The organism is Reticulibacter mediterranei (genome assembly GCF_016587455.1).
This window is the reverse complement of sequence record NZ_BNJK01000001.1, coordinates 3548776-3565587: the sequence shown is the minus strand read 5'-3', so window position 1 is coordinate 3565587 and position 16812 is coordinate 3548776. Positions and strand designations below refer to the sequence as shown.

Annotated in this window: 14 protein-coding genes; 6 read left to right on the top strand and 8 right to left on the bottom strand. The window is 51.5% G+C overall.

Annotated features, from left to right (window positions below; genetic code table 11):
* Window positions 1-114: 114 nt before the first annotated feature.
* Window positions 115-240, bottom strand: coding sequence for a hypothetical protein (locus K3T83_RS57230; RefSeq protein ID WP_268963463.1), 126 nt, complete (start codon window positions 238-240; stop codon window positions 115-117).
* Between K3T83_RS57230 and trmD the strand changes: the two genes are divergently transcribed.
* Entirely contained in the window at window positions 235-963 is a 729-nt protein-coding gene (trmD, locus tag K3T83_RS15190; RefSeq protein ID WP_220203817.1) for a tRNA (guanosine(37)-N1)-methyltransferase TrmD, read from the top strand. The genes K3T83_RS57230 and trmD overlap by 6 nt on opposite strands.
* Here the strand turns inward: trmD and K3T83_RS15185 are convergent.
* The 3 genes from K3T83_RS15185 to K3T83_RS15175 all read right to left on the bottom strand — a co-directional run bounded on the left by K3T83_RS15185 (window position 958) and on the right by K3T83_RS15175 (window position 3178).
* A complete protein-coding gene (locus tag K3T83_RS15185) occupies window positions 958-1431 on the bottom strand; it encodes a GNAT family N-acetyltransferase (protein WP_220203816.1) in 474 nt (157 codons plus the stop codon). The genes trmD and K3T83_RS15185 overlap by 6 nt on opposite strands.
* Window positions 1432-1783: 352 nt before the next feature.
* Entirely contained in the window at window positions 1784-2662 is an 879-nt protein-coding gene (locus K3T83_RS15180) for an NAD-dependent epimerase/dehydratase family protein (RefSeq protein WP_220203815.1), read from the bottom strand.
* Window positions 2663-2722: 60 nt separating this feature from the next.
* Window positions 2723-3178 (bottom strand): nuclear transport factor 2 family protein, encoded by a 456-nt coding sequence (locus tag K3T83_RS15175; RefSeq protein ID WP_220203814.1) that lies wholly within the window; start codon window positions 3176-3178, stop codon window positions 2723-2725.
* 248 nt (window positions 3179-3426) lie between these two features.
* Between K3T83_RS15175 and K3T83_RS15170 the strand changes: the two genes are divergently transcribed.
* Window positions 3427-4074, top strand: coding sequence for a TetR/AcrR family transcriptional regulator (locus K3T83_RS15170; protein ID WP_220203813.1), 648 nt, complete (start codon window positions 3427-3429; stop codon window positions 4072-4074).
* 176 nt (window positions 4075-4250) lie between these two features.
* Here the strand turns inward: K3T83_RS15170 and K3T83_RS15165 are convergent, their stop codons facing one another.
* A complete protein-coding gene (locus tag K3T83_RS15165) occupies window positions 4251-6071 on the bottom strand; it encodes a DNA translocase FtsK (RefSeq protein ID WP_268963523.1) in 1821 nt (606 codons plus the stop codon).
* Window positions 6072-6345: 274 nt separating this feature from the next.
* Window positions 6346-7338: a hypothetical protein gene (locus K3T83_RS58625; RefSeq protein ID WP_236064902.1), complete on the bottom strand. Its 993-nt coding sequence runs from the start codon at window positions 7336-7338 to the stop codon at window positions 6346-6348.
* 570 nt (window positions 7339-7908) lie between these two features.
* On the opposite strand from K3T83_RS58625, the gene K3T83_RS15160 reads away from it, so the two are divergent.
* The 3 genes from K3T83_RS15160 (at window position 7909) to K3T83_RS15150 (ending at window position 10869) form a co-directional block, all read left to right on the top strand.
* Entirely contained in the window at window positions 7909-8889 is a 981-nt protein-coding gene (locus K3T83_RS15160; RefSeq protein WP_220203811.1) for a VIT1/CCC1 transporter family protein, read from the top strand.
* A gap of 80 nt (window positions 8890-8969) precedes the next feature.
* Entirely contained in the window at window positions 8970-9605 is a 636-nt protein-coding gene (locus tag K3T83_RS15155; RefSeq protein WP_220203810.1) for a nitroreductase family protein, read from the top strand.
* A gap of 202 nt (window positions 9606-9807) precedes the next feature.
* Window positions 9808-10869, top strand: coding sequence for an FTR1 family iron permease (locus K3T83_RS15150; RefSeq protein WP_220203809.1), 1062 nt, complete (start codon window positions 9808-9810; stop codon window positions 10867-10869).
* 167 nt (window positions 10870-11036) lie between these two features.
* Here the strand turns inward: K3T83_RS15150 and K3T83_RS15145 are convergent, their stop codons facing one another.
* Complete coding sequence (locus K3T83_RS15145) at window positions 11037-11363, bottom strand: ferritin family protein (protein WP_220203808.1); 327 nt, start codon at window positions 11361-11363, stop codon at window positions 11037-11039.
* A gap of 344 nt (window positions 11364-11707) precedes the next feature.
* Window positions 11708-13375 carry a ribonuclease J gene (locus K3T83_RS15140; protein ID WP_373324597.1) on the bottom strand — a complete coding sequence of 556 codons (1668 nt, stop codon included), beginning with the start codon at window positions 13373-13375 and terminating at the stop codon, window positions 11708-11710.
* A gap of 395 nt (window positions 13376-13770) precedes the next feature.
* On the opposite strand from K3T83_RS15140, the gene uvrA reads away from it, so the two are divergent.
* Window positions 13771-16773 (top strand): excinuclease ABC subunit UvrA, encoded by a 3003-nt coding sequence (gene uvrA / locus K3T83_RS15135; RefSeq protein ID WP_220203806.1) that lies wholly within the window; start codon window positions 13771-13773, stop codon window positions 16771-16773.
* The last annotated feature ends 39 nt before the right edge of the window (window positions 16774-16812 follow it).

Below are 16812 nucleotides of genomic sequence, written 5' to 3'. Positions count from 1 at the left end.
AAACCTGAGATTGCGGCGTTTGGGACCAGGACATTGTAGCTCCGCTAGAAGATAGATTTTCCTATCAGGCTCCGCTAGAAGACAGAATTTCCTATGCCAGTTTAGCACACCTGTTTAGAGAAAGAAAGAGGCATCTAACGGCGTGGCGTCCGCTGTGTTTGCTTGTCTTTTCTGTCCATCCCTGGTATACTCGGCACCAATCAGCACATAACGTAGTAACAGGTCGGCCTTAGCATGCATTTTGACATCTTTACGCTTTTCCCTGCCATGTTTCAGGGACCATTCACCGAGAGTATCTTGAAGCGAGCGCAGGAACGTGCGTTGCTCAGTATTGCCCTGCACAATATCCGCGATGTCACGACCGATAAGCATCATATTGTGGATGACTATCCCTACGGGGGCGGAGCAGGCATGGTGATGAAGCCCGATCCCATCTTTGCTGCCATCGAAGCTGTCCACCAGGGCGGTCCCATTATCTATCTGACCCCCCAGGGACGCCTGTTCAATCAGCAGATTGCGCAGGAGCTGGCGCAGGAGCCGCGCCTGACCTTGCTTTGTGGACATTACGAGGGGATCGATGAGCGCGTCTGTCAGCATCTCATCACTGACGAGATCTCGATAGGCGATTATGTCCTCACAGGTGGCGAACTGGCAGCGATGGTGGTCGTCGATGCGGTAAGCAGGCTGATCCCCGATGTATTGGCTGCTGAATCAACGCAGGAAGAGTCGCACGGCAGCAATATGCTGGAATATCCTCATTATACGCGTCCTCCTGAGTTTCGTGGCTGGCGCGTCCCCGACGTGCTGCTCTCAGGCCACCATGCCCAGATCACGCGCTGGCGACGAAAAGAGGCGATCCGACGCACCCGCCAGCGGCGTCCCGACCTTTTTGCAAAGCTGGACCTGAGCAGCAAGCAGGATCAGAAGATTCTTAAAGAGTTGGACGAAGAAGAGCAATCATGAACTGGTGAGATCTTCCTCTTTTAAGGGTCTGCCAAACACCATATGTGGTCCAATGGGGGGAACATCGAAAATGTCGCTGATCTGGGTGAAGCCGAAGCGTTGATAGAAGCCCTGAGCGGTCACGCGCCCATTGCACCAGATCTCACCCGGAAGCCCCTGCGAGGCGGCATAGCGAATCAGCGCTGTCAGGATTTTGCCACCAATGCCACGTCCCTGTGCCTCTTGGGAGACGGCCATACCACGAATGCGCCACACCTTTTTATCGGTGCTGCCATCCTGTGCCTCTTTGAGAACGGTGCCAATCCCGATCAGGCTGTCCTTGAGAAAATAGCCGACGTGATAGGTGCTGGGAACTGTGTCCAGGGGATATGCGCAATCGGCAAGGGTTTGATTGGGCCGCAGGATGCGATGGCGAAGTGGGTAGGTTTCCTCTACCGAGATGCGACGGACGGTTTCTGTATCTGACATTTTTTCAATCGCTTTCACGAGCTTTCAGGTAAATAATTTGATCTGGCTATAGCTTACGTTGTTCCGCGCGGGTTGGCAAGTGTTTTTGCAGCCTCATGTTCATACGCACCATAGGGGTTAATCTGTTTAATCGAATCGAAATCAGGGGATTGAATGCTCATTGCTGTCTCCTTGCTACTGACACTTCACCACTTGATTTGCCCATTTTAATATTATAGGTATTGCATGTCAATCGAAATGTTTCAATATTTTATAAGAGTGATACGCGTAATAGGGGAGGATGATGGGGAGAATAGAGCATGAGTCATCTCTATTGAGGATAGCTCATACTCTTTGACAAAAGAGGCCTGCCTCACTTGTGGGTTGCTGGCACATTGAGCGCTGCATACGCTGTAGCAAAATCAGCAAGTGAGCGCGGCACGTGGCCTGTGATGCGTTCTACAGTTGGTGTAACGCGATCTTCCAGACCATTTCTGATCCCTTCGTAGTCCAGGTGCGTCAGAACGGCGGCGAAATTTGTGGGAATGCCAGATGCAACCATGCGAGCCTGCACTTCCTCTGGCGAGGCGGAAATGTGGCGGATGGTACGCCTAAATGCCGTTGAAAGAATGTTTGCTGCTTCGGCATAGCTTAATGCCTGTGGCCCTGTAATGATATGATCGGTGTTATGTGGTGGCTCGTCAATCAGTGCGTGGAAACCTACTTCAGCGATATCTTCCACATCGACAAAACCGACTCGCCCCTCTCCCGTTGCTGTGACAATGATCCCTTCATTTTTGATGGAGGCTGCATGGAAGTGGTCCTCAACAAAGTTTTGCATAAACCATGATGGGCGCAACACAGCCCATTCTGGTAGCTGTTCCTGTATCGCCTTATGAACCGGGCCTAAGCCGGGACTGTCTGCTGTAATGAGCGAACTACTAAGCAGAACAACGCGCCGTACTCCAGAGCGGAGAGCATGCTCTAGAAATGTGAGTATCTGCATAGATGGGTCTGCCACACCAATAGGGGCGACGAGAAAGAGTCGCTGGATTCCTGTTAGCACAGGAGCATATGTTGTTTCATCCGACCAGTCAAAGTATGCATGCTCTGTCAGGCCATTATAGTTGCTAGAGGGTTGTCTGCGGCTGGCAATGCGGGCAGGGAAGCCGTTCTTTTTGAGATGACGGGCGATACGGCTCCCAACTTTGCCGGTGCCGCCAGTGACGAGGATTGCGGGTGTTCCTACCATCAGAAAGTCCTTTCTAGATGTTCAGCTAAATGTTGAATACAAGTCGCCAAATCAATCTTATTAACGCTGTGCTTGTGATGCAGTAGCGCCTCCCCTGATCTCAAGCAGTGCCAGCGGATTCCAATAATCGCGCTGGTGGACCAGCTTCCCATCTTTCGTCGTCAGCACCCATATGTATTTCAGCGTATGTATCTTTTCTATAGAGGAAGCATGCCCTTTAACTGTGATCTCTACAACCATGACGTCAGGATCTGCTGTCAAATGTATTTGTTGTTGCGCGAGATCAACAAATTCAATGGAGTTGAGAACTTCCTGGATATAAGGATAAAGATTGGCCTTGCCCTCAATACGATTGGGGCGTCCCTGCGGAGCAAAAGGAAATTCAATCACGAAGTTATCATCCAGTAGAGTCATCCAGCCATCAATGTTCTTCTCGAAAAGAAACTGGATGTAGCGCTGTAGCAGAGCCTCTGCCTCTTGATATCTGACTTCGTTGCTTTGCAAATCTGTGTTCATGCTTTACCTCCAATTTATGCTGTTCAATAAGAGAACAAGCAATCAACATTAACACCAGTCGTCATATGCTACTATTGACACGCTCTTCTTGCCCGTTCCTCGCAAGCCTACCACATTCTACACGAGCATGGTATTATTTGGGCATATGTGGTCTGGCCGATTGGAAAATGAGAGCAAAACGCTCTCATTTATTTGCATTATACGAACGTGGCTATCTATTGTCAAGTCAAGGAGGCGAAAAGGGAGCGATGACACAGGCAGCACATATGCGCAGTGTGCCGAAGCAGGAACGAGGTGAACGGCGTATGCGGCGGCTCCTCGATGCCGCTGAACGAACATTTGCCGAGCTTGGTTATAAAGCTGCGACAACCAACGAGATTGCGGCTCGTGCGCAAACGTCTATCGGGACACTTTATCGCTTTTTTCCCAATAAAGAAGCTATTGTGCAGCATTTAATGGAGCGATATGTCCAGGAATTGCATGTTATATATGAGAAAATGTCTAAACCTGAGATAGTGACGCTGCCACTTGCGGATATGATTGATCGTTTGATAGATCCGATTGTTGATCTGAAATCTGCTCACCCGGGATTGGTTTCTCTTTTCGTTGGACCACATGCAGTCCTCCAGGTGCCTGCCGAGTTTCAGCAACTTCTGGATGAATCTTTACTGCGTACAGAAAAGCTATGGGAGAAACGTTTTCCTCATCTCGATGCGGAAACCCGCCATCTCTCCGCATTAGTTTTTTTTCAGATCAGACAGGCTTTGCTTGCTCTGGCTTTCTCCCTTACCTCACCATCTCAGGAGCAGATCATCAAAGAGGGGAAAACGAATCTGTTTCGTTATCTGGAGCCGATGGATCAGAGTAGCTCGCCCCAGACTCGTCATACCGAATAAGTATTGGGGAGATATCTGCCTGTTATATTTGGATGTGCAGGTATACTGAAATAGAGAAGAGATTTGCGCATGGGCGTATGGTCCGTAGAGGCACAGTTTCCTGGTCCATACAGCCTCCCTTTCCACTTGATGTCATCCGGGCTGGTGAATCTCTTCTTCCTTGTGAGGATTGAAACCTATCTTTCGATGTAGATGCCGTCGTCGAAGTCCTCATCCTCACCGTCGTCTTCGTTGTCTTCGTCTGGCAACTGGTTGCGTTGCTGGCGTTGGCGGGCAGCCTGTTCGCGCAGATATTTATTGCGTTCTTGCTCTTCCTGAGCAATCTCTTCGGCGACATCGGACAACGAATCGCCTTCATCACCCTGTCCATAGCCGCTGTTGCTGTCGAGAATCTCGCGGGCCTTGCCGCCTGGCTCAAACTGGCCGATGATACCATGCTCTTCCAGCAGATCTATCAGGCGTGCCGCACGAGAATAGCCAACGCGCAGGCGACGCTGTAAAAGCGAGATGGAGGCGCGGCCATACTCCCGCACGATCTCCTCGGCTTTATCGAGTAGCTCGTCGTCCAGGTCGAAATCGTCGGAAGGCATGTCTTTGAGTTCCCAGCCTGGCTCGATGGCTGGCTGTGTGGCATCGTCGGCATCGAGAGACTGATTGTGTTCGGCAGTCTGTTGTCGCCAGTAATCGGCCAGCACCGCCGCTTCGTCATCGGAGAGAAAGGCTCCCTGAACGCGCTCTGGACGGCCCGCATCGGCTGGCAAATAGAGCATATCGCCGCGACCCAGCAGGCGCTCGGCTCCTCCCATATCGATGATCGTGCGCGAGTCCACAGCTGAGCTGACCATGAACGAGATGCGCGTGGGAATGTTGGCTTTAATCAATCCAGTAATGACATCGACGGAGGGACGCTGCGTGGCGATGACGAGGTGAATACCAGTGGCGCGTGCCAGTTGAGCAAGGCGACAGATCATGCCCTCAACTTCTTCTGGCGCGGCCATCATCAGGTCGGCCAACTCGTCAATGATAATCACAATCGAGGGCAGATTGTTGAGCGAGGTATCGCCTTTGCCGATTTTCTCCAATCGTAGCTTGCGATAGCCGTCGAGGTTGCGCACGCCCAACTGTGAGAAGAGACGATAGCGCCGCTCCATCTCGTTGATCCCATTTTTAAGCAGCGAAACAACCTTATCAACCTCGATGACTACCGGCGAAAGCAGATGGGGGATGCCGTTATACATGCTGAGTTCCACCATCTTTGGATCGACCATCAGCAGGCGCACATCGTCGGGAGTTGATTCTGTGAGCAGGCTGGCGATGATGACGTTAATCATAACTGATTTACCAGCCCCAGTTGCTCCTGCAATCAATAGGTGCGGCATACGCGAAAGATCTGCCACGCGCACCTGACCGGCAACGTCTCGACCAAGCACAACTGCCAGCTTCGATTTTGCTTTCGCCGCCTGATATTCCTTGCTTTCCAAAATCTCGCGCATCGTCACCAGACGGCTGTTCTTATTAGGAATCTCCACACCCACATAGGGACGACCGGGGACGGGTGCCTCCATGCGAATCGTTTTGGCTTCAAGCACCAGGGCCAGATCGTTTTGCAGGGCCATGATGCGACTCACACGCGTACGTACTTCATAGATGATATTACCCGCTGCATCGCGTACTGGCACCATCTTGCCGGTTCTTTCGTCGAGCATCATTTCGGGTTTGCCAGTGGGACGAATGCCGAAGCGAATAACGGTGGGGCCAATGCTGACATCTTCTGCCCTGACCTCGGCATCCACACGAAAACTGCGCAGCGTCTCTTGAATGATGCGCGCCAACGCCGTTACATCGTCGCCGCGCATCTGCTGTTTGACATCCTCCGGGCTGTGCAGGAGCGAGATGTCTGGCAATTTCCAGGTGGATTGGATATTGGGCTGTTGAGCGCTGGCGGTCTGCGTTTTCTTTGCTCCAGCGCGGCGAGGATTGGGAGCGAGCGGCTCCATCTCGTTTGGTTGGTGCAAGATGATCTTGCCCTCGTTCTTAGCGTCGAAGGGTAACGATTGCTGGCTGGCACCTTTGACGGCGCGGCTATGCTCGGCATGATCGAGCGGTGGTGGAGTGGTGCGCGCCCCTCTCGGTACTCTGCTCACCTTGTTTTTGTGGATGTTGATGTCGTTCAGGAGATCTTCTTCCTCGAAATCTGGCTCGAAGTCGATATCGGCCTCTTCATCATCCAGCAGGTCGGCAACGTCGTCTTCTTCGAGCTGGACGGGAGCGCTACGTCGCCCGGAGCGGCGCGCAACGGGGGAGTATTCTCGCCAACGGCAATTGTTTCTGCGCTGTGCATATAGCGGCTGAAGCGTGGGCGCTGTCCGAGATAGGAGGAAGGCCCGGAAGCAGAAGTGGCGGTGCTGATTGTTGGCCTGGGGCACTAGCAAGCAAGCGCTGAATGAATGCCATCACCAGCAGGACATGCCCAAACGTGATGCGGAATGTGATTACAGTAATGATGATGATTAGACCGAGGACAACGATATGACCAACAGCGGGAGGCCAGCCCAGAAAGGGTTGGACGAGCAGTTCTGCCAGCACTCCGACCGCCATATGCCCGGCGATCAGGCGGCTTTCCAGCAAGAGCAGCAGCCAGATGGCACCCAGACCAATAGCCATGGACCAGCGAATAAAGCGCTGACGGCGAATACCTTCAAGAAAATGTGCCAGCGAGAAGGCAACCAGGCCCAGCGCCAGCAGATAGGCCGACCAGCCGAAAAACGTGACGAAAAATTTATTGATACTACTCCAGATAGGGGCTGTGCTGAAGATTGTCAGTGAGCTAAAGAGTAGCAGTGATAAGGTCAATAATAGGAATCCGAAAATACTCTGCTGATGATGAGGTTCCAGGCTATTCCATTTATCCTGTGCCCACTTGATAAATTTGGTATCGCGTGGATCGTTCGCAGTTGGAGAAAGCGGGGAGACGCCAGCAGGACGCCGGGACGAAGCTGCTTTTCTGGTTCCTTGCGAACTCTTCCCTCGCTGCGCCGATTTGCCAGAGGCGGACTGACTCCGCGTGCCCTGACGTGACGAGGATGGATTGGAACTCTGTTCAACCTGTGCTTTCTGTATTCTTTGCGCTTCTATGCGTAGCCGTCCCGTCCGCAATCCGATTCCCCCAGCGGCCTTACTTGAGCGCGAAGAAATTGCTCCCGCATCTGATGCTCTACGATTATTCTGATCCTTTGCCTCTTTATTTGATTTGCTGCCGGCCATTCCTGGTTCCCTCCTTGCTCACAACACATCGGAGATACCTCGTATGATAGCGCACATGTTTGAGAGAAGCAATAGGGCCAGATAGCTCAGTTAGGTGGATTTTCATCGGTTAAGAATATTCTTCGATTTCCCCCTTTTTTCCCTGTCCAGGTTAAGAAATCTAAACATTCTTCTATCTACAAGTCCTATTCCTGACCATAGTACCTTGAAACATAGTGAGCGGGTAAGTAAATTAATGATTAGATGAGGTGAAAATAGAAGCTATCGCCTGCGTGATGAATAAAGGGTGTACAAAAATGCCAGAGACGCCATCTTTGATTGTGCAAATGGGTATAGCAGCAGCATGCGGTTTATACCTGTTGGCATTCTTTTTTCTCTCTCAACGCGATCTAATATCAGGTTTATGCTTGATGGCTGCTGGTGGGGGTGTATGCAGCGTGAGTCTCGCCCGGCTCAGGCAGAGGTGATCGCGGCGTCAACCGTCCAATCGAACAAGCATGGCCTTTAAGATAGAGGCAAGAACCGCCCAGACGTGGGTAAATTTAGGAGACTGAAGGGAAATAGAAAGAAATGGCATATTCATCATCGTCTGTTCGACGCGATGATTTCGATGACGATGCTTTTCCTCTCGCCAATGATTGGAAAACAGACGAGTGGAAAACAGATGAGCCGAGTGGAAAATGGCAGATTACGCCTCCCATTGTGACTGGGGGACGTATGGCAGCTGTCAAAGTACCCGGCAAGCCTGCTGGTTCAGAGCGAGATCCACGCTATCAGGGCGGTCAGGCTGTTGAACGAGGCGCGCAAACAGCGCCACAGCAAGGATCGACCCCATTATTCCGGGTGAGCTTTTTTGGCCCGGATCAGCAGTGGTATAGTTTCACCGCGAATAAATCTGGTCCGAGCGGGAGTACCGGAGCATTGGCACCTCAGCAGGTGGTGACATCGCCACTGGTACGGCCTGTTGCAAACACGCCACAGCCAGCCTTGCATCCGGCCTGGAATGAACCTCTGGTGCGTGGTCTGGATTATCAAGCTCCCCAGGCGGCACCACAGCCTGTAGAAAAAGAGGAACTCGGCGGCAAGGATCGCGATTTTGTGTTGCAGATTGTGCAGCCAGCGCTAACCGGTCTGATGGATGGTTCGGTCTCGACATTGGCACCTATTTTTGCCGTCGCTTTTGTCTCGCATGTCGCCTTTACGGTCTTTTTGGTAGGTATGGCCTCTGCACTCGGCGCAGGCATCAGTATGGCTTTCTCAGAAGCGCTCTCGGACGATGGCGACCTCACCGGGCGCGGCAAACCGATCCTGCGCGGTATTATTACTGGCCTGGCAACCTTCCTGAGTGGAGCGGGACATACGCTGCCCTTCTTGATTCCAAATGTGCAAATAGCGCTCTATGTCACATATATCGTTGTTGTAATCGAGTTGTTTGCTATTGCTGGCATTCGTGCGAAGTTCTTTGGAACAAGCTGGTGGTTATCGATCGTTCAGGTTGTGGGTGGTGGAGCGCTTGTGGTGGCGACATCAATCCTGTTAGGAAGTGCATAAGTTTATCGAGGGAGAGAAAAACTATGATGGTTGATGCTCCTCGTCAAGCCGTTGTCCTGTAAAGAAAAGGGTGTACTGGTATGGACAATACTGTAGAGAAGAAAATCTTCTTTGAGCGCACGCAGAATGTGCAAGTCCTGAACACAATTAAGCAACGTCGCAGCGTTGGCCACGTGTCGCAGGAGCAGCCGTCGCGTGAAGCAATTGAGCGGCTTTTAGAAGCCGGTACTTTCGCCCCCAGCCATCACGTTACTGAACCCTGGCGCTTTTTTGTGCTGACTGGTTCTGCGCGTCAAGCTCTGGGCGATGTGATGGCCAACTCACTGAAAACACGCCTCGAACAATCCTCTCATGAACCTATCCCTGTTGCCAATCTCCAGAAAAAAATGCTGCGAGAACGCGCAAAGCCTATGCGTGCTCCCGTCATTGTCGTTGTTGCCATTACTGAGGTGCAACAACTGCAAGGCGACTATCCTATCGAATGCGTCGAAGCTGCTGGCGCTGCCGTTCAGAATATGATGCTGGCGGCAGAAGAGATAGGATTGGCGACCGTGTGGCGCACAGGAGATACCGCATATGATCCAATGGTCAAGCGCTGGTTTGGCCTGAAGAAAGACGATCTTATCGTCGCCTTCTTATATGTTGGATATCCAATGACGGCGCGTCCAATGCGCATTCCAACCCACTTTTCTGTGAAAACTACCTGGTTATCATAGCCGATTTCACCATTTATCAAGCGTTTAACCTTGACAATATCTGTTAGGTAATGCTAATATCCGAGTGAGGAACTAGTGTATTAGCATTACCTAATGTAGATGGGGTGATTGGCTAAAGATAACAGAGCCTCTTGTATCAGCGGGAGCTGCTATGTTGTCGCGCCAAATTTGGCGTTCTCAAGTGAGAGAAAGGATCTTTTCCATGATTCGCGGGATTGCTATTCCAAAGACAGGACGAACCATTCTACGCGTATTTCTGATCATTGCGGCAGTATTTTTGGGCGGTGTACTTGTATGGCAGGGCATCACGTCGTCCGGTAATCCAGACCCGACAGTAGCGCACCTTACCCCTGGCGCTGCGATCCTCAATACGGCGCTGCTCGTTTTCCGTGAGGGATTGGAAAGTATTCTTGTGTTGTCCGCAATTACGGCCAGCATGATGGGAACTAATCAGTCTAACCGGCGTCCGATTGCGATAGGCGCGGGCCTGGGTATTGTTGCCTCCATCATCACGTGGTTCATAGTTGTGGGGATTTTGAGCAGCCTGGCCGATAATGTTTCAGCGCTCAACATTCAGGCCGCGACGGGTCTGCTGGCTATCGTGGTTCTCCTCGTGATTATGAACTGGTTCTTCCACAAGATTTACTGGACTGGATGGATTTCGATTCACAATCGCCGCAAGAAGGAGATTTTGAAAGAGGCGAAAAGCCCCGAAGGTTCGCAATCCCGTCTCTTCAGCGGGCTGGTTATTCTTGGCTTAACCTCCGTCTATCGCGAAGGCTTCGAGATTGTCCTCTTTTTGCAAAGCCTGCGCCTACAGGTGGGTTCGCTCATCGTTCTATATGGCATTCTGATTGGCGCCTTCTTCACCGGCATTGTGGGCATCCTGACGTTTATTGCGCACCGCCGTTTCCCCTACAAGAAGATGCTGGTATTTACTGGCGTGATGCTGGGCGTGGTGTTGCTGGTGATGGTTGGCGAGCAGGTACAGGAGATGCAACTGGCTCACTGGATCTCCAGCACAGATCTGAACTGGCCGATCCCCGATTGGGCGGGTTTGTGGTTTGCTGTTTTCCCCAATGTTGAGTCGCTGATAGCGCAGGCCATTGCTGGTATTCTGGTGATTGGTTCCTACGTCATGGCGCGTTATACGCAGGTATGGCGGCCCCTCAAGCGCGGTGAAAAGCCTGCCCAACGTCCAGAGGCAGCTCCCTCTGTTGAGTCTGTGGTGCTGGCAAACGTGAACGTGCAGGAGAATGGGTAGCTAGCATTAAGAGGCGAATGTAGCCAGATTGTCTTGCAAGATGCTGCAAGCATCTTGCAAGGCAACAAGAAACCCCTTTAGTGGTAGATGTACCTATCTAAAGGGGATTTTAGGGCCAGTAGAATCTATTTATATGCAGCTATCAATGGCGATAGCATTGACCTGTGCTAAGATTCTGCGCTCTCCTGTGCATCTTCGCCGCGCTGGGCATTAGCAATGATGTCTCCGGGTTGAAAAAGTACGTGCTGGGCAGCGATACGCCATTTGGGATGACGACGTAATAAGAACTCTAGATCCATGGAAAAATGCAGGCACTCTTCTGCTTGAGCATGGAGCAGTATTTGTCTGGCTTCAGCATCTTGCTCCAATGAGATTCGCTGCTCATACCAGCCAATGGCTTCGCACTCTTCCTGTAAAGATGTAATTACGCGTGCAAATGTACGAACTTCCTGTGACAATTCATTGGCCGGTTCATGATATTGGTCAAATCCCATGCGACATCCTTTCTCTTTGTGAAGTGTGAATACTGTACACCAATAAGATATTCTAATTATACGTTCTTAAACCATTATTTGCAAGTAAATGCTCTAAATTACCTATAACTTAAATTTCTTATGCTTCTGTATAATGATCTAAAACTAATTTTGAGAACTTATTTTATAAATTCATGGATATTTTGTATTTTGAATGAAAAAAGGTATAGACTTATATCTGGTCAGGTGATATATAATGAAAGATGTAGTTGTACTATGCAATAATATTTTAACGCTATTTCTATTTATTGAAAGGTAAAAAAAGAGAGGTAGCAAATAGCGCTACCTCTCTTTTTGGTAAGTGATTAGACTTCCATGACGACGGGCAAGATCATAGGACGGCGATGCGTTTTCTCGTAGAGAAATTCGCTAAGAGTATGCTTGATCTTGTCTTTGACGAATGCCCAATCGGAACTGTGACCGTTGAGACCGATGAGGGACTCCAGTACACGCTCTCGGGCGCTTTCCAGCAACTCCTCAGCATCTCGCATATAAACGAAGCCGCGTGAGACGATATCGGGACCGGCAATGGGTTGGCCCGTCTCTTTATCGACGGTCAGCACCGCCATCAGAATACCATCCTGCGAAAGCACCTTGCGGTCGCGTAGGACGATCTGGCCCACATCACCGACGCTCAACCCATCGACATAGACGTTGCCGGAGGTGATATGCTCGATCAGCTCAATTCCGCCTTCCGTCACCTCCAGGATATCCCCATCTTCGGCGACCCGGATATTCTCTTCGGGAATGCTCAGCGAATAGGCCAGTTTTGCGTGCAGGACCAGTTGCCGATACTCTCCATGCACTGGCACGAAGAATCTGGGGCGCAACAGGCTGAGCATCAATTTTAGCTCTTCCTGTGCCGCATGTCCTGATACATGCACATTCGAGAGACCCTGGTAAAACACCTCCGCACCCAGCCGGAACAGGTTGTTGATAGTGCGATGGACCATCTTCTCGTTGCCAGGAACCGGGGTTGCCGAGAGAATGACGGTATCTCCGGGCGCGATGCGAATAAGGCGATGATCCTGGTTCGCGATGCGCGTCAGGGCCGAGGTTGGCTCTCCCTGGCTACCTGTGCAGACCACCACCACCTGATCGGGATGGAACTTGTTGATGTCCTCGGCACGAATAATCATGCCTTTGGGGACGTTCAGGTAGCCCAGCTCCATTGCCATCTGGACGTTGTTGATCATACTGCGGCCGGAGAAAGCGATAAAACGTTCATAACGAGCGGCAGTATCCACCACCTGCTGAACTCGTGAGATCAGCGAGGCAAAGGTTGCGACAATGATGCGTCCAGGCGCGTTGGCGAAGATTTTGTCCAACGAATCGTTGATTACGCGCTCCGATGGCGTGTAGCCGGGCGATTCTACGCGTGTGCTATCGCCCATCATGACCAGTACGCCTTCGTTGCCGATCTGTCCCAGCGCCCCAAAATCGGCTGGTTTGCCATCAATCGGCGTATAGTCAAATTTGTAGTCACCGGTATGTACCACGTTGCCGAGTGGTGTACGGAGCAGGATACCGATGGCATCGGGAATGCTGTGATTGACGCGAAAAAACTCTGCGCGACATTCGCCCAACTCGACTTGATCGCCCGGGGAAATCACGTTCACCGTCGCTTTATCGAGCAGCCTATGCTCTTTCAGCTTGACCTGAATTAGCCCTTGTGTTAAACGGGTGGCATAGACAGGAGGAAAATCCAGCATTGGTAAGATGTAAGGGAGGCCGCCAACATGGTCTTCGTGACCGTGAGTGATGAGGATACCGCGTATACGCCGCTTTTTATCAGCCAGGTAATTCGTATCGGGAATAACCAGATCAACACCGAACATTTCATCATCAGGGAACATTACCCCCACGTCAATAATGATGATATCGTCTCCGTACTCGACGACCATCATATTCTTTCCAACCTCTCCCAGACCTCCTAGTGGGATCAGTCGAATTTTTTCTGTTGTCAAAGTGATAAAGAACCTCCTGACTACACATTGCGTGTAGCATATTGCTAAAAAACCTTATTATCTTTATGTATATCTATCTTCACTCCTGTTCCACCCCCAGGAGTTAAAGCCAAAATAAGTTATAGGAATCCATTTAAGAGTGTACCATAGTGCCTACAAAAACACAAGCAAACAGAAGCATTATCAACGTACAAACCCCGCAAATTGTGGCATAGATTGAAACACTCTGGCAAATTTGCCTCTCGAATATGCACCCTGATGCTAATTATGACAGAAGATGTCAGGAGCTATCTGTTACTCTATCCCTTGCGCCGGTGAAGATCAACCTCTCGCCTGGGGCCATCTTGCTAACACCACTTATTACTTTACCTACTGATCATAACACGGAGGATACTCATTTTATGCCCGATGCTTCTCCTTTATCCACTTTTGATAGTACTGTGTATCGACCATATAGCAAGCAATTATTAGAAGAGCAGGTGCAGGTGACACCTGGCAGGCGTACGCGTTCCCGCTCTCAGCAACGAGCAAGAACGTTGGAGCCTGACAAGATCGTGATTCGCGGGGCACAACAACATAATCTCAGACATATTGATGTGGCTATTCCACGCTATAAACTGGTGGTGCTGACTGGGGTAAGCGGCAGTGGCAAATCGACGCTGGCCTTTGATACCATTTATGCCGAAGGACAGCGGCGCTATGTGGAGAGCCTCTCGCCCTTTGTGCGCCACTTTTTGGAGAAGGTGGAGAAACCAAAGGTCGATTTCATTGATGGCCTGAGTCCCGCTATCGCGATTGAGCAAAAGACGGTCTCGAAGAACCCGCGCTCGTCTGTTGGCACGGTTACGGAGGTGATCAACTATATTCGTCTACTCTACTCTCGCATCGGCACAGCTCATTGTGTGCAATGTGGCGATGCGATTGCGCCACAGAATGCAACCACTATGGCGCGTCGTCTCTCTGCTCTGCCTGTCGGAACCGAATTGCAATTGCTGGCCCCGCTTGTGCATGATCACAAGGGATCACTGAGCGAGATTATCGCCCAGCCCGTGCGCGATGGCTATACCCTTGCTCGTGTTGATGGTCAGCGGAACGTTGTGCTAGCGGGTCTGCAACTGTTCGAGACGCAGAAGCATACGATTGATCTGGTGGTGGCGACGTTGCAGGTGCCGCAGGAGCGCGATTATGCCTGGAATGAAAGGCTGGTAAAAGCAATTCGGGCAGCTCTACGTCTTGGCGGCGGTAAGTTGTTGGTGATAATGGCAGATGGAGAAGAGATAACGTTAAGCGAGCAGAGGGTGTGTGGTCGGTGTGGGAGCATCTTTCCCGAACTCATCTCGGCCCACTTTAGTCCAAACCTGCCACTGGGAATGTGTCACGATTGCAACGGCCTGGGAACGCAGATGGAGGTCGACCCGGCACTGATTGTGGAGAATCCCGACCTCTCGATCCTCGATGGGGCGCTGCGCTGGTATGGCAATATGCGTAAAAAGAAGAGCCATTGGAACAGGGATATCCTGCAAAGTATTGCCGATCACTATCAAGTGGATCTGGAGCTGCCCTGGAAAGATCTGCCGCAGAAGTTTCGCGATGTCCTCTTCTATGGTTCTGGCAAAGAGCAAATTGTGATTATTCATCATGGTGAGCGCGATGAGCGGAACTGGTCATATGAGGGGGCGAACACAGTGTCCGGCATTGTGCAGGATATCAAGCGACGTTTTCGTGAAACGGCATCTGAAGGCATGAGAGATATGTACATGAGCTATATGAGCCAGCAGCCGTGTTCTGCCTGCAATGGCACGCGCCTTTCAGCCGAAGTTCGCGCCGTCACGCTCGGAGGCAAGACAATTCACGAGGTTGGCAACATGACGATTGATCGCCTCGTGGAGTGGCTGGATGCCCTCTATGAGACGCTGGACGATGAGGCGTTCGAGATTGCTCAGGAGGCACTGAACGAGGCCAGCCAGCGCCTTCAGTTTATGCTCAACGTGGGATTGCATTACCTGACTCTGAATCGCTCTGCGCCCTCGCTTTCGGGTGGCGAGGGACAGCGCATTCGATTGGCGAGTCAGCTTGGTTGTGGTCTGGTGGGAGTACTGTATGTGCTGGATGAACCCTCGATTGGTTTGCATGCTCGCGATCAACGTACACTGATGGAGACGCTATTGCAGTTGCGCGATCTGGGCAACACGGTACTGGTGGTGGAGCATGACGAGGAGACGATGCGCAACGCCGATTGGCTGATCGATATGGGACCGGGCGCTGGTGTCTTGGGTGGTGAGATCGTCGCAGCGGGTTCGCCAGAGATGGTGATAGCGGAACAGCGCTCGCTGACCGGACGTTATCTCAGCGGAGCATTGCAGATCACCTCGCCCAATGGCAATCATCGTCGCTCACCCGGCGCTGGCTGGCTCTCCATTGCTGGTGCCACGCTGCATAATCTCAAACAAGTCGAGGCTCGCATTCCGATTGGCCTGTTGACCTGCATAACCGGAGTCAGTGGCAGTGGCAAAAGCAGCCTGATCAATGGGACGTTGTATCCAGCACTGACGCGAGCATTGCATAATACGCCCGAAGGCGATGTGGGACCATACAAACGAATAGAAGGGCTGAAGCATCTGGATAAAGTGATCAATATCACACAGGATGCTATCGGGCGCACGCCGCGCTCGAACCCGGCAACATATGTGGGCATGTTCGATGAAATTCGTGCTGTCTTTGCCAATACGGAGGAAGCCAGAGAGCGCGGATATCGAGCGGATCGTTTCAGCTTCAACGTCGAGGGCGGGCGTTGCGATGCCTGTAAAGGATATGGACAAAAAGTGATTGAGATGCACTTCCTGGCTGATGTCTGGGTGACGTGTAAGGATTGTCAGGGGACGCGCTTTAATAGCGATACGCTCGATATTCGCTACAAGGGTAAGAACATTGCCGAAGTGCTGGCGATGGATGTGCAGGAGGCACTGGAGTTCTTCGCCGACCAGCCCAAGCTGAAGCGCGTGCTGCAAACGCTGCACGATGTTGGCCTCGATTACATCAAACTGGGGCAGAGCGCAACAACGTTCAGCGGTGGCGAGGCCCAGCGCATCAAGCTTGCGAAAGAACTGAGCCGTGTGGCAACCGGGCGCACACTTTATATTCTCGACGAGCCAACGACCGGACTGCATTTTGCCGATATTCAACGCCTGCTCGACGTGCTGCACAGATTGGTGGACGCAGGCAACACGGTGCTGGTGATCGAGCATAACATGGATGTGATCAAGACGGCGGACTGGTTGCTCGATCTTGGACCGGAGGGTGGCGATGCTGGTGGTTACATCCTCGCTCAGGGAACGCCTGAAGAGGTAGCGCGTGTTGATGAGAGCTATACTGGTCGCTTCTTGCGCGAGATGTTGCACGTCTGAAGACAGGATTATTGGAGGGTTGGCAGCATTGTTGCTAAC